Consider the following 14879-nt stretch of genomic DNA (forward strand, 5'->3'; position numbering starts at 1 on the left):
CTCCATCACCATTTGTGTTGCAGGCGCGCGAAACAATTGCCATTGAAGAATTTAACTTTCATGATGCAAGTGCAAGCGCTTTGTTATAGTGCCCTTATGAAATTTATTACGCCGCTGTTGACGCTGATTGTTACGCTGCTCTTGCCAGTCGCGCAGGCAGAAACCGTCACCGTCTACACCAGCGCTAACTTTGCCCCGCTCGTCATCGATGGCACCCGAGGTATCTATTACGAAGCAATCGACTACCTGAACAAACAGGCCACGGACGGCACCAGCTACCGGCTGGCCTACCTGCCGCGCAAGCGCTTGCAGATGCGGCTGGAAGACGGCACGCTGGACGGCATCGTTATTGGCATGATGCCCCAATGGTTCGATGACGTCGCACAGAAGAAATACCTGTGGACCACGGCTTTCGCCATCGACCATTTCGTGCTGGTGTCGCGCATCGACCATCCGGTGCAGATGGATGCCGGGCAAGGGCTGGCCGGCAAATCGATTGGCTTGACGCTGGGCTACGTCTACCCGGGCATTGAGGAATGGATCCAGCGCCACGGCTTGCTGCGCCAGGATGCCATCAGCGAGGAAATCAACCTGGAGAAGCTGCGCCGCGGCCGCATTGATTGCGTGGCCGTTTCGGAATCGGCGGCGCGCTATTTCGTACGGCTGCATGGCTTGCACGGCAGCCTGACTTTCGTGGATTTGCCGGGCCGCGCGACGGAGCGCCGCTTCCTTGTGCCGCTGGGACGCAATGACCTGTTCGACAAGGTTGCTCCCATCGTCAAGCGCATGCGCGAAGATCCGCAATGGCTGCGCATGACGTCGAAGTATCAGTAAGTGAATTTCACCTGCACGCCGTAGCTGCGCGGTTCGTTGACGACACCGGTGAAGTTGTTGAAGTCGATGGCTGCCACCGCCACGAGCCTGTTCGCCGCGTTGCGTACGAAAGCCGCTACCTCGAAGCGTTCGCCCCTGTCCCGGTAGCCAAGCCGCAGCCCGCCGTCCAGCAGCGGGCGCGCCTTGTACTCCACCGCCTCGTACAGGAAGAAATTGTATTTGCCGCGATAGGCCCAGTCGGCATACGCGAACAATTCACCGTTGCGCCAGGGCCGGCTGTAGCGCAGCGTGGCATTGGCGATCCAGCGCGGTGAACGCGGCAGCGGATTGCCGTCGATGAAGACGTTGTTGGGCGCCGTACCGCGCGGATCGAGCACCGTGCAGCCATTGCCGCAGGGGAGCACGAACAGGCCGGCATCGCGGATCCTGGTGGCGTTGTAGCTGGCGCCCACACTGGCTGTCCATTCGCTGTTGGGACGCATCAGCCATTCGACTTCGGCGCCCTGCCCGCGCACCCTGGCCGCGTTGACCAGGCGGTTCTGGTTGACGACGCCGCTGCCGGCCGTAAGCTGCATGTCGTCGATCGTGTAGCGGAACACGGCCAGGCCGAGGCGCGCGCGGCGCTGCATGAGATCCTGCTTCCAGCCCGCTTCCCAACTGCGGGCTTGCTCGGCGCGCGCGACGGACAGGCTGTTGCCGAACAGGATGCGGCCCTGGATCGACGGTGCGCGGTAGCCGGTCGCAAGGCGCGCGTACACATGGCTGTCCGGCGACAGGGCCTGGGTGGCGCCGAGATCCCAGCTGAAGTCGTTGCCGCGCGGAGCGGCTTCCAGCCTGGCGATCGGCGACGCGCCGGGCGCCGCTTGCGGGCGCGCGGCGACGAAGTCCTTGCGGTCCTTGGTGTAGCGCAGGCCGGCGCGCAGCAGCAGGCCCGGGCGCGCGCGCCACGACACGGCGCCGAAGGCGGCCAGCGAACGGCTGTCCTGCTCCTGCCAGGCGTAGGCGTTCTGGCGATTGCCGTTGAAGGTGTCGAAGCTGAAGCTGTCGACCCTGATCTTCTCGCTGAAGCCGTACACGCCGGCCAGCCAGCTCCATACCTGCGCCGGATCGGACTCGAGCCGGACCTCCTGCGTCAACTGCCTGTGCTTCGGCAACGCGTCGGCGGTCTCGGACGGGAAAGGAATGCGGCCCGGTCCCATGGGAGGATGCGCCAGCGAGCCAAAGCCGGCGTCGACGTCGGCACGGCTGTAGAAGCGCGCCCGCTCCCAGCCCGAGATGGCATGCAGGGAAAGGCCGTCGAACTGCCAGCGCAGGCGCAGGCTGGCACCGTTGGTTTTCAGGGACTGATGGTTCATGCCGTCGGTCGGCAGGCTGGCGTAATCAAAGCCCGGCGCCAGTGCGTTGCTGCCCTTTTGCAGGATATTGGCGCGGAACAGCGTGGCACGTCCTCCCATGCGGCGCCCGTGCCCGTTCAACAGCGCGCTGAAGGCGGAGTTCGGCTGGTACAGCAGCTGTACCCGCGCGGCATTGTCATGATAGCCCTCGAATTCCGTGGTGGCTGCGTTGGGGCGGTCGTTGAAGACACGGTTGCCGCGGTGCTGGCTAAGCAGCGACACGCGCAGCGCCAGCGTTTCGCCCAGCGGCGTATTGAATGCGCCATCCAGGTTGCGCATCTCGTCACTGCCGTAAGCGGCATTGGCGTAGCCTTCGGTCCTGAAGGCAGGCCGCACCGAATCGAACTTCACCACGCCAGCCGGCGCATTGCGCCCGAACAGGCTGCCCTGCGGCCCGCGCAGCAGTTCCACTTGCTGCAGGTCGAACAGGGGGAAGGACTTGAGCAGCGGATTCTCCTGCACGACGTCGTCGTACACGATGCCGACCGGTTGCGCGGCGTTCAGGTCGAAGTCGGTATTGCCCAGGCCGCGCAGGTAGAAACGCGGGAACGATCGGCCAAAGTCGGATTCGATGTGCAGGCTGGGCATGCGCGATGCCAGGTAGCGCAAGTCGCGGCCGCTGGCGGCCAGCACGTCGAGCGCTTCTCCGCCAAGGACCGACACGTTGAACGGGACTTCCTGCAGCGGCTCGGCGCGGCGTTGCGCCGTGACGTAGACGCTGGGCAGCGCGCCATCCTGCGCCTGCTGCGCCAAGGCCGGCGGCAACGCCGCCAGGCCAGCCACACCGATCGCCCACCATGCGCGCATGCTGCCTCCCGTGTGGCTTCATGCTAGCAGAGATAGCTGATCATGGCATAATGATAGTTTCAATTTGACCATCTCCTGGCAATGCGTGCGCTGCTGCGGTCCTCTCTGTTCGCCTGCCTGCTGGCTGCAGGCACTATGGCATCGGCGCAACAACGGCCGGGTGTAGTCTCGTTCCAGCGCGTCGCCATGCCGGACCAGGTGCCGGCCCACCTCAGCACCGTGATGGCGCAGGACGCCCAGGGCATGCTGTGGATCGGCACCCAGGACGGTCTGGTGCGCTACGACGGCTACGGCTACAAGGTATTCCGCCCGCACCCCGGCGATCCCGCATCAATCGGCGGCAGCTACATCCGCGCCTTGCACGCTGCGCGCGATGGAAGGCTGTGGATCGGCACCATCAGCGGCGGCCTGTCGGTGTTCGATCCGCGCACCGAACGCTTTACCCAGTACCGGCACGACCCGCAACGCAAGGACAGCCTGGCCAACGATCGCGTGGAAGGCATCGCGGAACTGGCCGGCGGCGTGCTCTGGCTGGCCACCGACAACGGCTTGTCGGTCCTTGATCCCGCCAGCGGCCGCTTCACTCAATACCGCCACGTGGAGGGCGACAGCAACAGCCTGGCCAACAACCAGCTGCGCTCCGTCCTGCTGGACCGCGAAGGCCGCCTGTGGGTGGCCAGCGACGCCGGCTTGCAGCGCTGGCTGGGCGACGGCCGCTTCTCGGCGCCGGTCGGCCCGGCCAATGCGATCCGCCTGTTCCAGGACGGCCGTGGCCGCATCTGGATCGGCAGCTCGCGCCAGGGCGCCGCCGTGTACGATCCTGCCAGCGGCCAGTTGCATGCACTGGCAGGGCTGAGCCACTTCTGGATCTATAGCATTGCCGAACCGCTGCCGGGCGAAATCTGGCTCGGCACTTTCGGCAAAGGCATCGACGTGATCGACGGCGCCAGCCTGGCCGTGGTCGACCGCTTGCAATACGACAGCACCAGCACGTCCAGCATCGGCAACGATCGCATTGGCGCGCTGCTGGTCGACCGTTCCGGCCTGGCCTGGGCCGGCACCTGGGGCGGCGGCATTGCGCACCACGATCCCGCCAGCCGCGCCTTCCTCAAGCTGCGGCACAGCCCATCCAACCCGCTGGGCCCGAGCCACCCGGCCATCGTGCGCGCGCTGGAAGCGGCCGACGGCAGGCTGTGGCTCGGCACCAATGGTAATGGCGTCGACGTGCTCGATGCCAACGGCCGGCTGGCGGCAGGCTTCCGCCCCGACGCCAGCCGCGGCGACGCGCTGTCAGACGGCGCCATTTCCTGCCTGGCCCAGGGGCCCGATGGCAGCATGTGGGTGGCGACACTGGATGGCACGCTGCACCGCCAGCGCCCCGGCCAGCAAGGCTTCCAGCGCTTCGGCAGCGCGCATGGCTTGCCGGGCGGCCCGATCCGCACCATGGTTTTTGGCGCCGACGGCGCGCTGTGGGCCGGCGCCCAGCAAGGCCTGGCACGCATCGGCAAGGACGGTGCCGTGAGCGCCTGGCGCCACCAGCCCGACGATCCAGGCAGCCTGTCCGGGCGCGAAGTCGAAGCGCTCGCCTTCACGCCGGACGGCACGCTGTGGATCGGTACCAATGACGGCCTGAATGCATTCGACACCAGGAGCGGCAAGGCGCGCCGCATTGTGCGCGATCCGGCGCGCGCCGACAGCCTGCCCGACAACTGGGTGCCGGACCTGATGGTCGACAAGGACGGCCAGCTCTGGCTGGCCACCCAGTCCGGCGCTGCCATCCTGCGCTCCTTCGACGGCCAGGCCGCGCACTTCGACGTGCTGTCAACGCGCCTGAAACTGCCGCCCCACCCGCCCGAGTCGCTGCTGCAGGACGCGCAAGGCCAGGTGTGGCTGGGCAGCCGCGTGCGCATCGACCCGCTGACCTGGCGCTGGCGCAGCTTCGACCGCGCCGACGGCAATGAATTCCGCACCTTGTATTACGCCAGCCGCGCGCGCATGCGCAACGGCGACCTGCTGTTTGGTTCGCCGGAAGGCTTGCTGCGCGTGCGCCCGCACATGCTGCGGCGCTGGGAATACCAGCCTGCCGTGAGCGCGACCGCACTGACCATCGACGGCGTCGAGCAGCCCGGCGCCGGCGTGCTCGCCGAGCGCACGCTGTCGCCCAGCCAGCGCGACCTGCGCCTGGAGTTTGCCGCGCCCGACTTCAGCGCGCCGGAACAGCAGCAATACCGCTACCGCCTGGACGGCTACGACGCCGGCTGGGTCAATGTCGATGCGCGCCAGCGCGTGGCCGCCTATTCCCACCTGCCGCCGGGCGACTACCAGCTACGGGTCCAGGCCAGCAACCGCGCCGGCCACTGGAGCCCGCAGGAATGGGCGCTCAAGCTGCACGTGCAGCCGGCCTTCTACCAGACGTGGTGGTTCCGTACTTCCATGTGGGTGCTGGGCGCACTGGGCGTGGCCTTCCTGTTCCGCCTGCGGCTGCACACCTTGCGCCGCCGCGGCGAACGCCTGGAGCGCCTGGTGGCCGAGCGTACCGCCGCCCTGGAAGCGGCTTCGCGCCGGCTGGAGCAAGCCAGCCTGACCGACCCGCTGACCGGACTGCACAACCGGCGCTACCTGGAACAGACCATCCAGGCCGACTTCGACCTGGCGGCGCGCCGCCATCGCAGCCTGCCGCCCGAGCCGCATGCCGACCTGGTGCTGTTCATGCTCGACCTCGACCACTTCAAGCGCGTCAACGACCAGCACGGCCATGCCGCCGGCGACGCCGTGCTGCAGCAGACGGCCAGGCTGCTGCGCGACTGCATGCGCAGCTCCGACCACATCGTGCGCTGGGGCGGCGAGGAGTTCCTGCTGGTGGCGCGCTTCATCGACCGCAACGACGCCACCGCGCTGGCGGAAAAGATCCGCTTGGCCATCGCCGCCCACGAATTCCTGATTCCCGGCGGCCAGGTGCTGCGCAAGACCGTCTCGATCGGCTTTGCCACCTTCCCCGGCATGCCGGGCCGCCCCAGCGCGCTGACGCCGGAATCGCTGCAGCGCCTGGCCGATGCCGCCCTGTACGCCGCCAAGCATACCTGGCGCGACGCCTGGGTCGGGGTGCAGGCGCGCAGCGGGGAAGCCGGCCTGTCGCGCTTCCTGGCCGACCCGAGCAGCGCGGTGGAAGCCGGCGACGTGACGCTGCTGGTGCCGCAGCAGCGCGGCCGCGTGGTGAATTGGCATTAACCCGGGTTAATTACGCGCGGACCACGCCTCGCTAAGCTGTCCTCTTTCAAGGAGGAAGACATGTCATTGCAAGCGAACGCGCGGCTGATCGAACGCTACTTCGAAGAAGTCTGGAACCAGGGCAAAGTCGACGTGCTCGACGAACTGCTGACCAGCGACTACCGCAACCACAGTCCGGGCCTGCCCGATCCGCAACCCGGGCCGGCGGGCCTCAAGCCCATTGTGCTGATGATGCGCAGCGGGATTCCCGACCTGCATTACGCCATCGTAGACCTGGTGGTCGCAGCAGACCGCGTAGCGGCCTACGTCCACATGACCGGCACGCACACCGGCAGCTTGTTCGGCATCGAGCCGACTGGCAAATCGATCGACGTGCGCCAGATGCAGATTGAATGGATCAGGGATGGACGCATCTGCCAGCACTGGCGCATCACCGAAGACTTGAAGATGATGCGCCAGCTCGGCGTCATTCTATAATCGCCTGCATGGAACATTTGACGCTGGTGCGCGCATTGCGCCGACTGGAACAAGCTGCCGGCCTGCAGTTGCCCGAGGTGGAGCAACTGGCTGCCTCCGTGCAGCTACTGCAGCTGCGCGAGCGCGAGTTCGCGTTCCACGAAGGCGATGCCTGCCCGCGCCTGTTTGCTGTGCGCACCGGCCTGCTCAAGCAGTTCTACACCACGTCCGACGGCAAGGAGTGGATCAAGAGTTTCACGGTGGAAGACGAGCTGTTTGCCTGTCCGATTGGATTCCAGCCGGGCGGGCGAACCAGCTTTGGCGCGGCGGCGCTGGAGGCCAGCGTGCTGGAGGTCATCGACTGGCGCCTGCTGGACGACCTGGGTGAGCGCCACCTGGCATGGCAGAAAGCGATCCGTTTCGGCTTCCAGGCTTTGACTCAGCTGAAAATGGTGCGCGAGCGCGACCTGTTGATGTACTCTCCGGAACAGATGTACCAGCACTTGCTGGAAAGGCGCGCCGGGTTGGTGCAGCGCGTGCCGCAGAAGGAATTGGCCGCTTATCTCGGCGTGACGCCCGTGGGCCTGAACCGGATTGCGCGCCGGCTCGAATGAAGGGTTAGAAACCCACTTCGCCGACCACCCGCAAGTCCATTTGCACTTCGCTGTGCACGGCGATGCGCCCGATATGGGCTGGATGGAAAAGCACTTGCTGCAACGCCGCCAGCATCGCTGCTTTCTCTTCCTCATTGGCGTCGCTGTGAACCAGATGTACACGTATCACATCGCCCATGTCGTTGATCCAGAAGCGTACCGTGATGTTGCCGCTGGCAGCCCCCGGCAGCACCAGCCAGCGACGCCTGGCCAGGCCACTGGCCACGGAAGGCTGCTCGGTCAATTCATCCTGGAGGAAATAGCGCGGCGTAAACGCCGGTTCCGCCGACGGTTCGGCTTGCGCCAGGGGCGCGGCTGGCGCGGCCGGAGCCGGCGCTGGTCGTTGCACCGCCCCACTGCCACGAGCCGGCGCCAATGCCGGCGCCGGCAGCAAGGTAAGCACCAGCATGGGGGAGGCAGGCTGCGGCGCGGATTCACCAGGCGTGCCCTGCCTGCCCACGCTGACCAGGACAGCCAGGTGGGCCAGGACAGTCAGCAGCAAGGCCAAAGCATTCGCCCTGCCTGCCGCCCGGGTATTACTTAACCAGTTCACGCCACTGCAGTCGCCTGGTGACAGGCTCGCCATTGTTTGAGTCACCGTCGCCGCCCCCGCTGTGCGACGGGGTATTCAATGGGATCGACTTCGGACGCTTGCCGTCGGCAGTAATGGCGAAGACCACCGCCTTGTCGTTCGACAGCCGGCTGAGGGTCGTGCCGACCACAGGCGACACCAGCCTGGTGCCGACGGGCACATCGCGTTTGGCACCCGCGGTGCTGAACTGGTACAACCAGCTGTAACCACCAGGCTGGCAAGCCGACGCTGTTGGCACCACGCTCGGCACAAGGAAAATGCCGTCAAACACATGCGGGTCGATGGCAACGCGCTCGCCCTTGCTTGGCAATTCAAGGTACCAGCCCTTGTCCTTGTCCCAGTCAACCGCTTTATCCGTGGTGCCCTTGCGGGTATCCGCGCCTTGATCCATGGTCTGAACGGCCAGCGATTCCAGCTTGATTGGGCCATCCGTCACCACATCCTTGACGGCGGCAACGATTTGCGTAGGCATGCTCCCCTCGGGAACCACCAGGTCGGAGGCGCCCAGGAAGCGACCTGTGCCGAAATACACGATGATCGTGCCGTCGCCGCGACGGGTCAGGTCCGGTGCAGCCGTGATCGGCCGGGTGTTACCCAGTTCCATCACCTTGGTGGCGGTGCGCTGCTTCAGGTTGAAACGCCACAGATTGCCCTGCAGGTCACCACCGTAAGCCCTGTCTTCCGTATTGTCCGTATAGAAGTCCTTTACAGCGGCAATATTGATGCGCGCCAGCCCGCTTGGATTCAGCTTGTCACCGGCGCCGGTGGGGATGTCCACGACATTTTTCGGATCGGCCAGGTCAAGGATAAACACGTGGCCCTGGCCATCGCCGTCGTACTTGCCGTTTTCCGCGATGTTGTTGTAGCCGGAGGTCAGCACCGCCACCCATTTGCCTTCGAGCTTGGTCACTTGCGCAGGGCCAAAGCTGTATCCCAGGTTAGGGTTGTCGTCAGCAGTGAAGGTCCACAATACTTTCGGCGGCTGCTTGGGGTTGGTGATATCGAGCGCATAGTAACCGCGGCCGCCCTTGCCCATCGCACCGATCAGGATAGTCATCCATTCCTTGCCGATCTTGACGTCGGACACGATGATCGCGCCGTCCAGGTAGTAGCGGTGGCGATCGGCGTAATCCTTGTTGGCCAGCTGCCACAGGTCCGGCAGCACCATCGGCGGAATGTAAGCCCAGCGCTCTTCACCGGTTTTTGCATCAAAGGCGTGCAGCATGCCATCGTTGGCGGCAGCGTAGACGATGGCGTCCCGGTCCGTTTTCGTGTACGCGGCGTAGCCCTCGTCCAGGAAGCCGAACGGCGGATTCTTGACGTAGATTGGCTGCGAATGGATGAAGTCGCCAAGCACCTTGTCGCGCTCGCGGTACAGGCGCATGCCATCCTTGTCCAATGGATCCTGGCCGCGCAGGAAGTTCACCAGGGTCGTTTCATCAGCCGCTTCGACTTGCTTGGTGGTCCAATTCTTAAATTGGCTCAGCGACCGTTGCACCGACTTCGAGAAGAACGCCAACTGGCTCTTATCCAAGTTTGCGGCCTTGAATGGCACCAGCCTGTTGCTGGCGTCCGAGGTCCAGATGGTACGGCTGTCGCTGCCGTCCGACGCGAACCTGCTACGCAGCAGCGTCCCAGCCTGCCACTTCGGGTCGCCGGTAATTTCGCCGGTCTGGACGTTGATCGCATAGGCGCTCAGCTCGCCATCCCAGAGCTGGGTTCGATAATTCGCCAGATAGATGAAATTATCGCCTTCGACCGGGTTCAGGTTACTGGTCGCCGCGGCTGCGCCGCTGCCGTCCGACTGGCCGATACTGCCCAAGGCCTGGTGCAGGCTTTCCTGCAAGGTGGTCGGGTCCTTGGCACTGAAATAGCTTCCACGGCCGCTGACGGCGGCATGCCATAAGTCGTCGATCGCGGTCGGGTCGTTCGGCAATGGTGCCGGCCATTCCTTGGTGCCCCCTTGCAGGATCTTATAGTAGTCGCCCGTCTTTGCGGTCTTGTAGTCCTTGCTGTAAGCCAGCGTACCATCCACGCCCAGGCCAAGGGTAAAGGTGGTCATGTGCTGGTGGTTGGCGACATCGTTGATGTTCTTGTTGCCGCCGGCGCTGGGGACGATGTTCTCCATGTCCGGACGCAGGTCGTTGTTGTAGTAGTAAAACGCAATGTCAGCCAACGACACCTGGTCGCCTGGGTTGTTCCTGGTACCGTCACCGGCTTTGTATGGCGCGTATGACGGCCGCGGCGCTTTTTTGATGTCGCCGTCCTGGTCCTTCAACAGCGTGCTCTTTGGGTCGTCAGTGTAGAGCGCCTGATTCCCGTTCCAGTAGCCGTCCGTTGCCAGGATAACGAAGTTGCGTTGGCAAGCAGCCTCGATCGGGTCATTTTTCCCATCCGGGAACGCGTCGTTCTTACCAAACTTGTACAGACGGCCGACCTCGTTCAGGGCGTTACGCAATGGCGTGCTGGTATTGGGGTAGAGCTTGTACAGCTCGTCAAAGAAGGTCTGCTTGTGCACGCCCTCAAAAGGCGCGATCGGCACTGCAATGGTCTTGTTATCGATCGTCATCATCCCAAGGCGCGTATGGAAATAGCTTGGGTCGGTCTTGTCTTCCGCCATCGACTTGGGATTTCCGCGTACGTCCTTGAATGCCAGGCCAATGGCCGTCTTGGTCATCTGGGTCCGGGTCCGGTACCAGGCATACCACGTCGCGAAATTGGTCATCTCGTTATCGTAGCTGCAGCTGACGCCGGGGCAATCGGTGCGCGTGGGCGCTTTCGGGTAGCTGCTACGGGTCGGAACAATGTCGACCCGTTCCCATTTGCCGAACACAACGGTCTTGTAGGTGTTGTCACGCAGGTCCGCACAATTTGTGGCGGAATTATCCGTGCACCATTTGACGGTCACATTGTAGTAATAGGGCGCGCCCTTCACTTCCTTCGCAACCGAGTAATCTCCGGTCGGATAGGCGTAGCTGGTCCCATCGACTGCACGCTTGCAGTCCTTTTCCTTGGACGACGAGTCAGGGCACCAGACACGATCGGGATAGCTGGCTTTCACGCTGCCGTAAGTCTGCAAATTAATGGTCTCGTTAGGCCCCTGCGACTTGCAATCGATGGTTCGCCCCGTATAGGGATTGGTTACCCCGCAAGGGTACTCTCTATACAGCGGTTCCGAATACGTCTTATCGATATCCTGGATGCCATAGCCGTCGCTCGGGATGTTCGACCATGGCGCCAAGTATTCAGTCCGGTGCTCAGTGGTCGCATCGGCCAGGCGTTTGCCGTCGGCCGTGGTCGGCCAGTCATAACGCACCGCCGGGTTGTAGTAGACCTTGTTGAAAGCGCTGGCCGCAAAAGGCGGATCGCCGTCATGGCAGATCACTGCCAGGCTGCCATTGGAGTAACGGCAAAACGTCAGGTAGCTGCCATTCGACTGCACGCGCACATAGTCGGGCATGTAGCTCCACAGCATGCTGCCCGAGTTGTCCAGGTCGAGCATGATGTTAGGCAAGAGCTGCACGGTGGTGGAGTTTGCCAACGGCTTGTCTGCCAGGTCGGTGCTGGCAGCACGCGACAAGGCGGCGCCCAGCACGCTGCCGGTGAACAGTGCCGCCAGCATCAATTGTTTAAAGAGTGGCCTCATTGATAGGTCTCGCATACTCATTGTGAAATAATTGCCTGCACGAAGCTGACGTTGGAACGCGGCCCGGCAACCCGCACCGTGATCCGGTACAGTCCGAACGGTGACGAACGACCGTTGCTGCTGTTGCCTGGCGATGTCTGGTAAGTCAGCATCGGGAGCAGAATGCCGACGCTGTCGTCAGTCGGCCCCCCTGCCGTATCGCGGGGCGTGCTGGCGCAAATGGCCGGATCCAGCACACCAGCCGTTTGACACATGCGGTGGATCACGTAGGACACCTGGTTGCCGGCCGAGTCGACCGGCAGTTTCTTGACGAGCGTGGCTTTGCTCCAGTCGAGGTCATCGTCTGCGTCCACCGTGTTATTGCCTGTCAGGTCTAGGTCGTCCTGGCTGCTGGCCGAATAACCCTCGCTGTCATGGTCCTCGTTAAGTGACTTGGGGTTGCCATGCAACCAAGCAATGGCCGCCTCCACGCCGGCGTCGGCGCTGATGGACGCACTCTGCTTGAACGCCAGGTTGCCGGCAACCAGGGACGAGCCATCGACCGAGCGCATCATGGCCAGCCCGGCCAGGGTCATGGCCACCAGCACGATGAGCGCCATGATCAGGGCCACCCCCTCCTGCTGGCGGCGCCACGCGGAAATGACTACGGATTTCATATTTTCCCCCAGATCACGTTACGCAGCGGGATGACCGTTTCAAACACGCGATAACGGTAGCAACTCCAGTCGCTTGGATATTTATCAGTTTTGAATGCGGCCCAGCTGGACGACAAGGCGGTGGTCGCTGTGCAACCTTTGTCGACGCTCTTGGGCCGCTCATACTGGACACCGCGCGTAACCATGGCAACGCGGATCGCCTTGATGCGCTGCCAGTCGGACCAGGAAGGTTCCTTCCATGGCGAGGAGGCGGCGCTGACCCAGGTGTCAATCGTCTGGCTGCCCGCCGGGGCGACGCCATATTCAGCCTGCATGTCCACCACTTCCGACATGACCAGCTCATTCGTGACCGCCGGCGCTTGCGAGTTATCGCTGCGTTCCAGCTGCTTGGTGGCCGTATTGACCGAGTAGGTCTTGCGGAAAATCGGGTGGCCATTGGCCGGCTTGAAACAAGTGACGCTCGCGCCTGCGGGATATTTCGGCCAGGCATTCGCTCCGCTTTCGAAATACGATGCCGGCGGATTGTAGCTTCCGCCAGCGCCAGAATTATGCTGCAGCTTCGAGGCTTGGGCCTGGACCTCGGTGATCTTCATGATGGTGCAGTTGCCTGCCTGCGATACCAGCGCAAGGTCGCCATCCTGGCAGACAGCGGCATTGCCCACGTCCAGTTCTGCCGACGGCTGCGGCATCGCCCTGCGTATCGTAGTGCTGCCGGATGGCTGATAAGAGGACTGGCTTGGATCGGCAAAATACTGGACCGAAATGCTGTCCGGCCCATCGCCGCCATCCTTGATCAATGCCGGCGCAAAATTCACATCGGTCAGCGCGCCTTCCTTGCCGCCGCAGTCCGCGCTTTTGTCGCAATAGGCAAAGATGTTGCTGCAGCCGACGTAGGATTTGGGGCTGGCGGTCATGCCCCAGCCAGCCATCTTGGTATCGCGCTCCAGCATGTACAGCGCAATCGCGCCATTGGCCTGGGCGTCGCCGCCGCTGGTGGTGGTGCGCTTGCGCGCTTCGTTATTGGTGAAGGCCTGGGCCACGATCAAGGTGCCCAACATGCCGACGACGAGACCCACCATGATCTCGACCATCGTAAAGCCTCTCTGGGAGCTCTGCATCATTTTCCTCATCCGTTGATCTGCGCCACCGCCTGGTAGCTGTGGGCCTTGGATTCGCCAGGACTTTTCCAGCTGATGGTGACGGTCACCTGCCTGCCGTTGAGCGCCACCGTACGCTTGCCCGCTGGCAGGGTTGTCACCGGCACGTCAGTTCCCACGTAGGCGGTCCAGTCGTCGGGATGCACCCACATCTCGCCCAATATCTGGTTGGCAGCAAAGCTGGCCTCCAGGCGGTACTTGGAGTCGGTAACCTGGCGCGTCGCCGAGGCTTGCATCCAGAGGAAGGCAAGAATGCCGAACGAGAAAACCAGGATGGCCGCCAACGCTTCAAGCAATACGATGCCATCCTGGCGGCCAGGTGTTAAATTGCGAATCATGGGATTACTCCTTAAGTACAGCCCTGGGGGGTGCCATTCAGTTTGCTGTCCGGATCGCACATGCGAACCTGGCCGCCGGAGCCAACCGTCACCACATAGCGGCGCGCGTAACTGGCCTTGGCGTTGGTAACGTCAATGCGGCTGATTTCGGTGCCTGCGGCAGCGCTAACCCGTCCGAAACTGTCGAACGTGACCACGGCGGTCTTGTCGAGGCCGGCGCCGGCAGCCAGCACACCGGCAAAGGTGTCAGGCTTGAGCGGTCGCGGAAGGGCATCGGTGGTGACGCCAACCCGTGCGTTGCCGCCGCCTTCTTCCGGCGCGCGTTTCTGGATCTCCGCCGGACAGAGGTTGGCGTTCACGCAGCCAACCGTCCAGGCCACCTTGCCATCCGCGTCGGTCAGGCTGAAGCGCACCTGCGTGCTGCGCCGCAGGGCTTCGGTGCGCGCCAGTTGCAAACCGTTCAGCACGGATTCCGCGGCAGTCCGGTTTTGCGCATCCTGGATCATGCGGGAAAAACTCGGCATTGCGAGCGCCAGCAGGATGCCGAGCACGCTGATGGCCACCAACAACTCGATCAGGGTCACGCCATTTTGCTTACGCATCAGCAGCGCCCGCCCTTGGCGGTTACCCAGCACGAGTCGGAACCAGTCCATCCGGTCGGCGCCGTCGTCTTCTTGGCATTAGCCTCGTTCAGCTCATAGGTAAAACCGGCCATCGGCCCCTTGCCTGTGGCCTTCAATTGATAGCTCATGCCGTCGGCAGCGATGGTGCAGGTAAAGGTGAAATCAGGGCTCGTCGGCGGTGCCGCTGCTGCCCCATCGGCGCAGGCGCCGGCGTAGGTACGGGTGTCCTGGAAGAACTGTTCCAGTCTGATGCGCATGTCCGACAAGCCATTGGTGGCCTGCGGAATGTGGCCGCGAATGATATAGTCTTTATAAGATGGCAACGCCACGGCCGCGAGGATGGCGATGATGGCCATCGTGATGAGGGCTTCGATCAGGGTAAAACCGCTGTTGCGATTATTGAATACACGTTTCACAAGGATTCCTTAAGCAGCAGAACATATCTTGCCGAAAAATAATTTGACGGAAGTTTAACTGCATTTGGGCAAGAAGTCC

12 protein-coding genes are annotated in these 14879 nt (G+C 63.3%); 4 read left to right on the forward strand and 8 right to left on the reverse strand.

Annotation, left to right across the window (positions count from 1 at the left end):
- Positions 1–96: 96 nt before the first annotated feature.
- A complete protein-coding gene (locus ACN9MY_RS24160) occupies positions 97–834 on the forward strand; it encodes a substrate-binding periplasmic protein (protein WP_426163485.1) in 738 nt (245 codons plus the stop codon).
- Here ACN9MY_RS24160 and ACN9MY_RS24165 read toward each other — a convergent pair.
- The gene (locus ACN9MY_RS24165) at positions 828–3035 is read right to left on the reverse strand and encodes a TonB-dependent receptor (protein WP_426336249.1); all 2208 of its coding nucleotides are present in this window, start codon (positions 3033–3035) and stop codon (positions 828–830) included. The genes ACN9MY_RS24160 and ACN9MY_RS24165 overlap by 7 nt on opposite strands.
- Positions 3036–3170: 135 nt before the next feature.
- Here ACN9MY_RS24165 and ACN9MY_RS24170 point away from each other — a divergent pair, with 135 nt between their 5' ends.
- From ACN9MY_RS24170 to ACN9MY_RS24180, 3 genes are read left to right on the forward strand one after another with little or no spacing between them, the layout of a single operon-like run.
- Positions 3171–6263 carry a ligand-binding sensor domain-containing diguanylate cyclase gene (locus ACN9MY_RS24170; protein WP_426336250.1) on the forward strand — a complete coding sequence of 1031 codons (3093 nt, stop codon included), beginning with the start codon at positions 3171–3173 and terminating at the stop codon, positions 6261–6263.
- Positions 6264–6323: 60 nt separating this feature from the next.
- Entirely contained in the window at positions 6324–6740 is a 417-nt protein-coding gene (locus tag ACN9MY_RS24175; protein WP_426318843.1) for an ester cyclase, read from the forward strand.
- Positions 6741–6748: 8 nt separating this feature from the next.
- A complete protein-coding gene (locus ACN9MY_RS24180) occupies positions 6749–7333 on the forward strand; it encodes a Crp/Fnr family transcriptional regulator (RefSeq protein ID WP_426336251.1) in 585 nt (194 codons plus the stop codon).
- A 4-nt stretch (positions 7334–7337) separates the two neighbouring features.
- Here ACN9MY_RS24180 and ACN9MY_RS24185 read toward each other — a convergent pair whose 3' ends face one another.
- Genes ACN9MY_RS24185 through ACN9MY_RS24215 form a run of 7 tightly spaced genes read right to left on the reverse strand, consistent with a single transcriptional unit; the run spans position 7338 to position 14800 of the window.
- Entirely contained in the window at positions 7338–7874 is a 537-nt protein-coding gene (locus ACN9MY_RS24185) for a hypothetical protein (RefSeq protein ID WP_426336252.1), read from the reverse strand.
- Between the two features lie 34 nt (positions 7875–7908).
- The gene (locus ACN9MY_RS24190) at positions 7909–11610 is read right to left on the reverse strand and encodes a pilus assembly protein (RefSeq protein ID WP_426336253.1); all 3702 of its coding nucleotides are present in this window, start codon (positions 11608–11610) and stop codon (positions 7909–7911) included.
- 17 nt (positions 11611–11627) lie between these two features.
- Positions 11628–12266: a pilus assembly PilX family protein gene (locus tag ACN9MY_RS24195; protein ID WP_426318845.1), complete on the reverse strand. Its 639-nt coding sequence runs from the start codon at positions 12264–12266 to the stop codon at positions 11628–11630.
- Positions 12263–13387 carry a PilW family protein gene (locus ACN9MY_RS24200; RefSeq protein WP_426336254.1) on the reverse strand — a complete coding sequence of 375 codons (1125 nt, stop codon included), beginning with the start codon at positions 13385–13387 and terminating at the stop codon, positions 12263–12265. The genes ACN9MY_RS24195 and ACN9MY_RS24200 overlap by 4 nt, the downstream gene beginning before the upstream one ends.
- A gap of 5 nt (positions 13388–13392) precedes the next feature.
- Positions 13393–13761: a type IV pilus modification PilV family protein gene (locus tag ACN9MY_RS24205; RefSeq protein ID WP_426163504.1), complete on the reverse strand. Its 369-nt coding sequence runs from the start codon at positions 13759–13761 to the stop codon at positions 13393–13395.
- An 11-nt stretch (positions 13762–13772) separates the two neighbouring features.
- Positions 13773–14363, reverse strand: a complete 591-nt coding sequence (locus ACN9MY_RS24210; RefSeq protein ID WP_426163506.1) for a GspH/FimT family pseudopilin — start codon at positions 14361–14363, stop codon at positions 13773–13775.
- Positions 14363–14800 (reverse strand): type IV pilin protein, encoded by a 438-nt coding sequence (locus tag ACN9MY_RS24215; RefSeq protein ID WP_426163508.1) that lies wholly within the window; start codon positions 14798–14800, stop codon positions 14363–14365. The genes ACN9MY_RS24210 and ACN9MY_RS24215 overlap by 1 nt, the downstream gene beginning before the upstream one ends.
- Positions 14801–14879: the final 79 nt, after the last annotated feature.

The sequence above is a fragment of the Pseudoduganella sp. R-31 genome (assembly GCF_049913235.1).
GTDB lineage: Bacteria > Pseudomonadota > Gammaproteobacteria > Burkholderiales > Burkholderiaceae_D > Rugamonas.

Coding starts and splice junctions, on each gene's coding strand:
- ACN9MY_RS24195 (WP_426318845.1), bottom strand. CDS start 12,266: ATGAAATCCGTAGTCATTTCCGCGTGGCGCCGCCAGCAGGAGGGGGTG.
- ACN9MY_RS24165 (WP_426336249.1), bottom strand. CDS start 3,035: ATGCGCGCATGGTGGGCGATCGGTGTGGCTGGCCTGGCGGCGTTGCCG.
- ACN9MY_RS24180 (WP_426336251.1), top strand. CDS start 6,749: ATGGAACATTTGACGCTGGTGCGCGCATTGCGCCGACTGGAACAAGCT.
- ACN9MY_RS24175 (WP_426318843.1), top strand. CDS start 6,324: ATGTCATTGCAAGCGAACGCGCGGCTGATCGAACGCTACTTCGAAGAA.
- ACN9MY_RS24190 (WP_426336253.1), bottom strand. CDS start 11,610: ATGAGGCCACTCTTTAAACAATTGATGCTGGCGGCACTGTTCACCGGC.
- ACN9MY_RS24210 (WP_426163506.1), bottom strand. CDS start 14,363: ATGCGTAAGCAAAATGGCGTGACCCTGATCGAGTTGTTGGTGGCCATC.
- ACN9MY_RS24200 (WP_426336254.1), bottom strand. CDS start 13,387: ATGATGCAGAGCTCCCAGAGAGGCTTTACGATGGTCGAGATCATGGTG.
- ACN9MY_RS24205 (WP_426163504.1), bottom strand. CDS start 13,761: ATGATTCGCAATTTAACACCTGGCCGCCAGGATGGCATCGTATTGCTT.
- ACN9MY_RS24170 (WP_426336250.1), top strand. CDS start 3,171: ATGGCATCGGCGCAACAACGGCCGGGTGTAGTCTCGTTCCAGCGCGTC.
- ACN9MY_RS24160 (WP_426163485.1), top strand. CDS start 97: ATGAAATTTATTACGCCGCTGTTGACGCTGATTGTTACGCTGCTCTTG.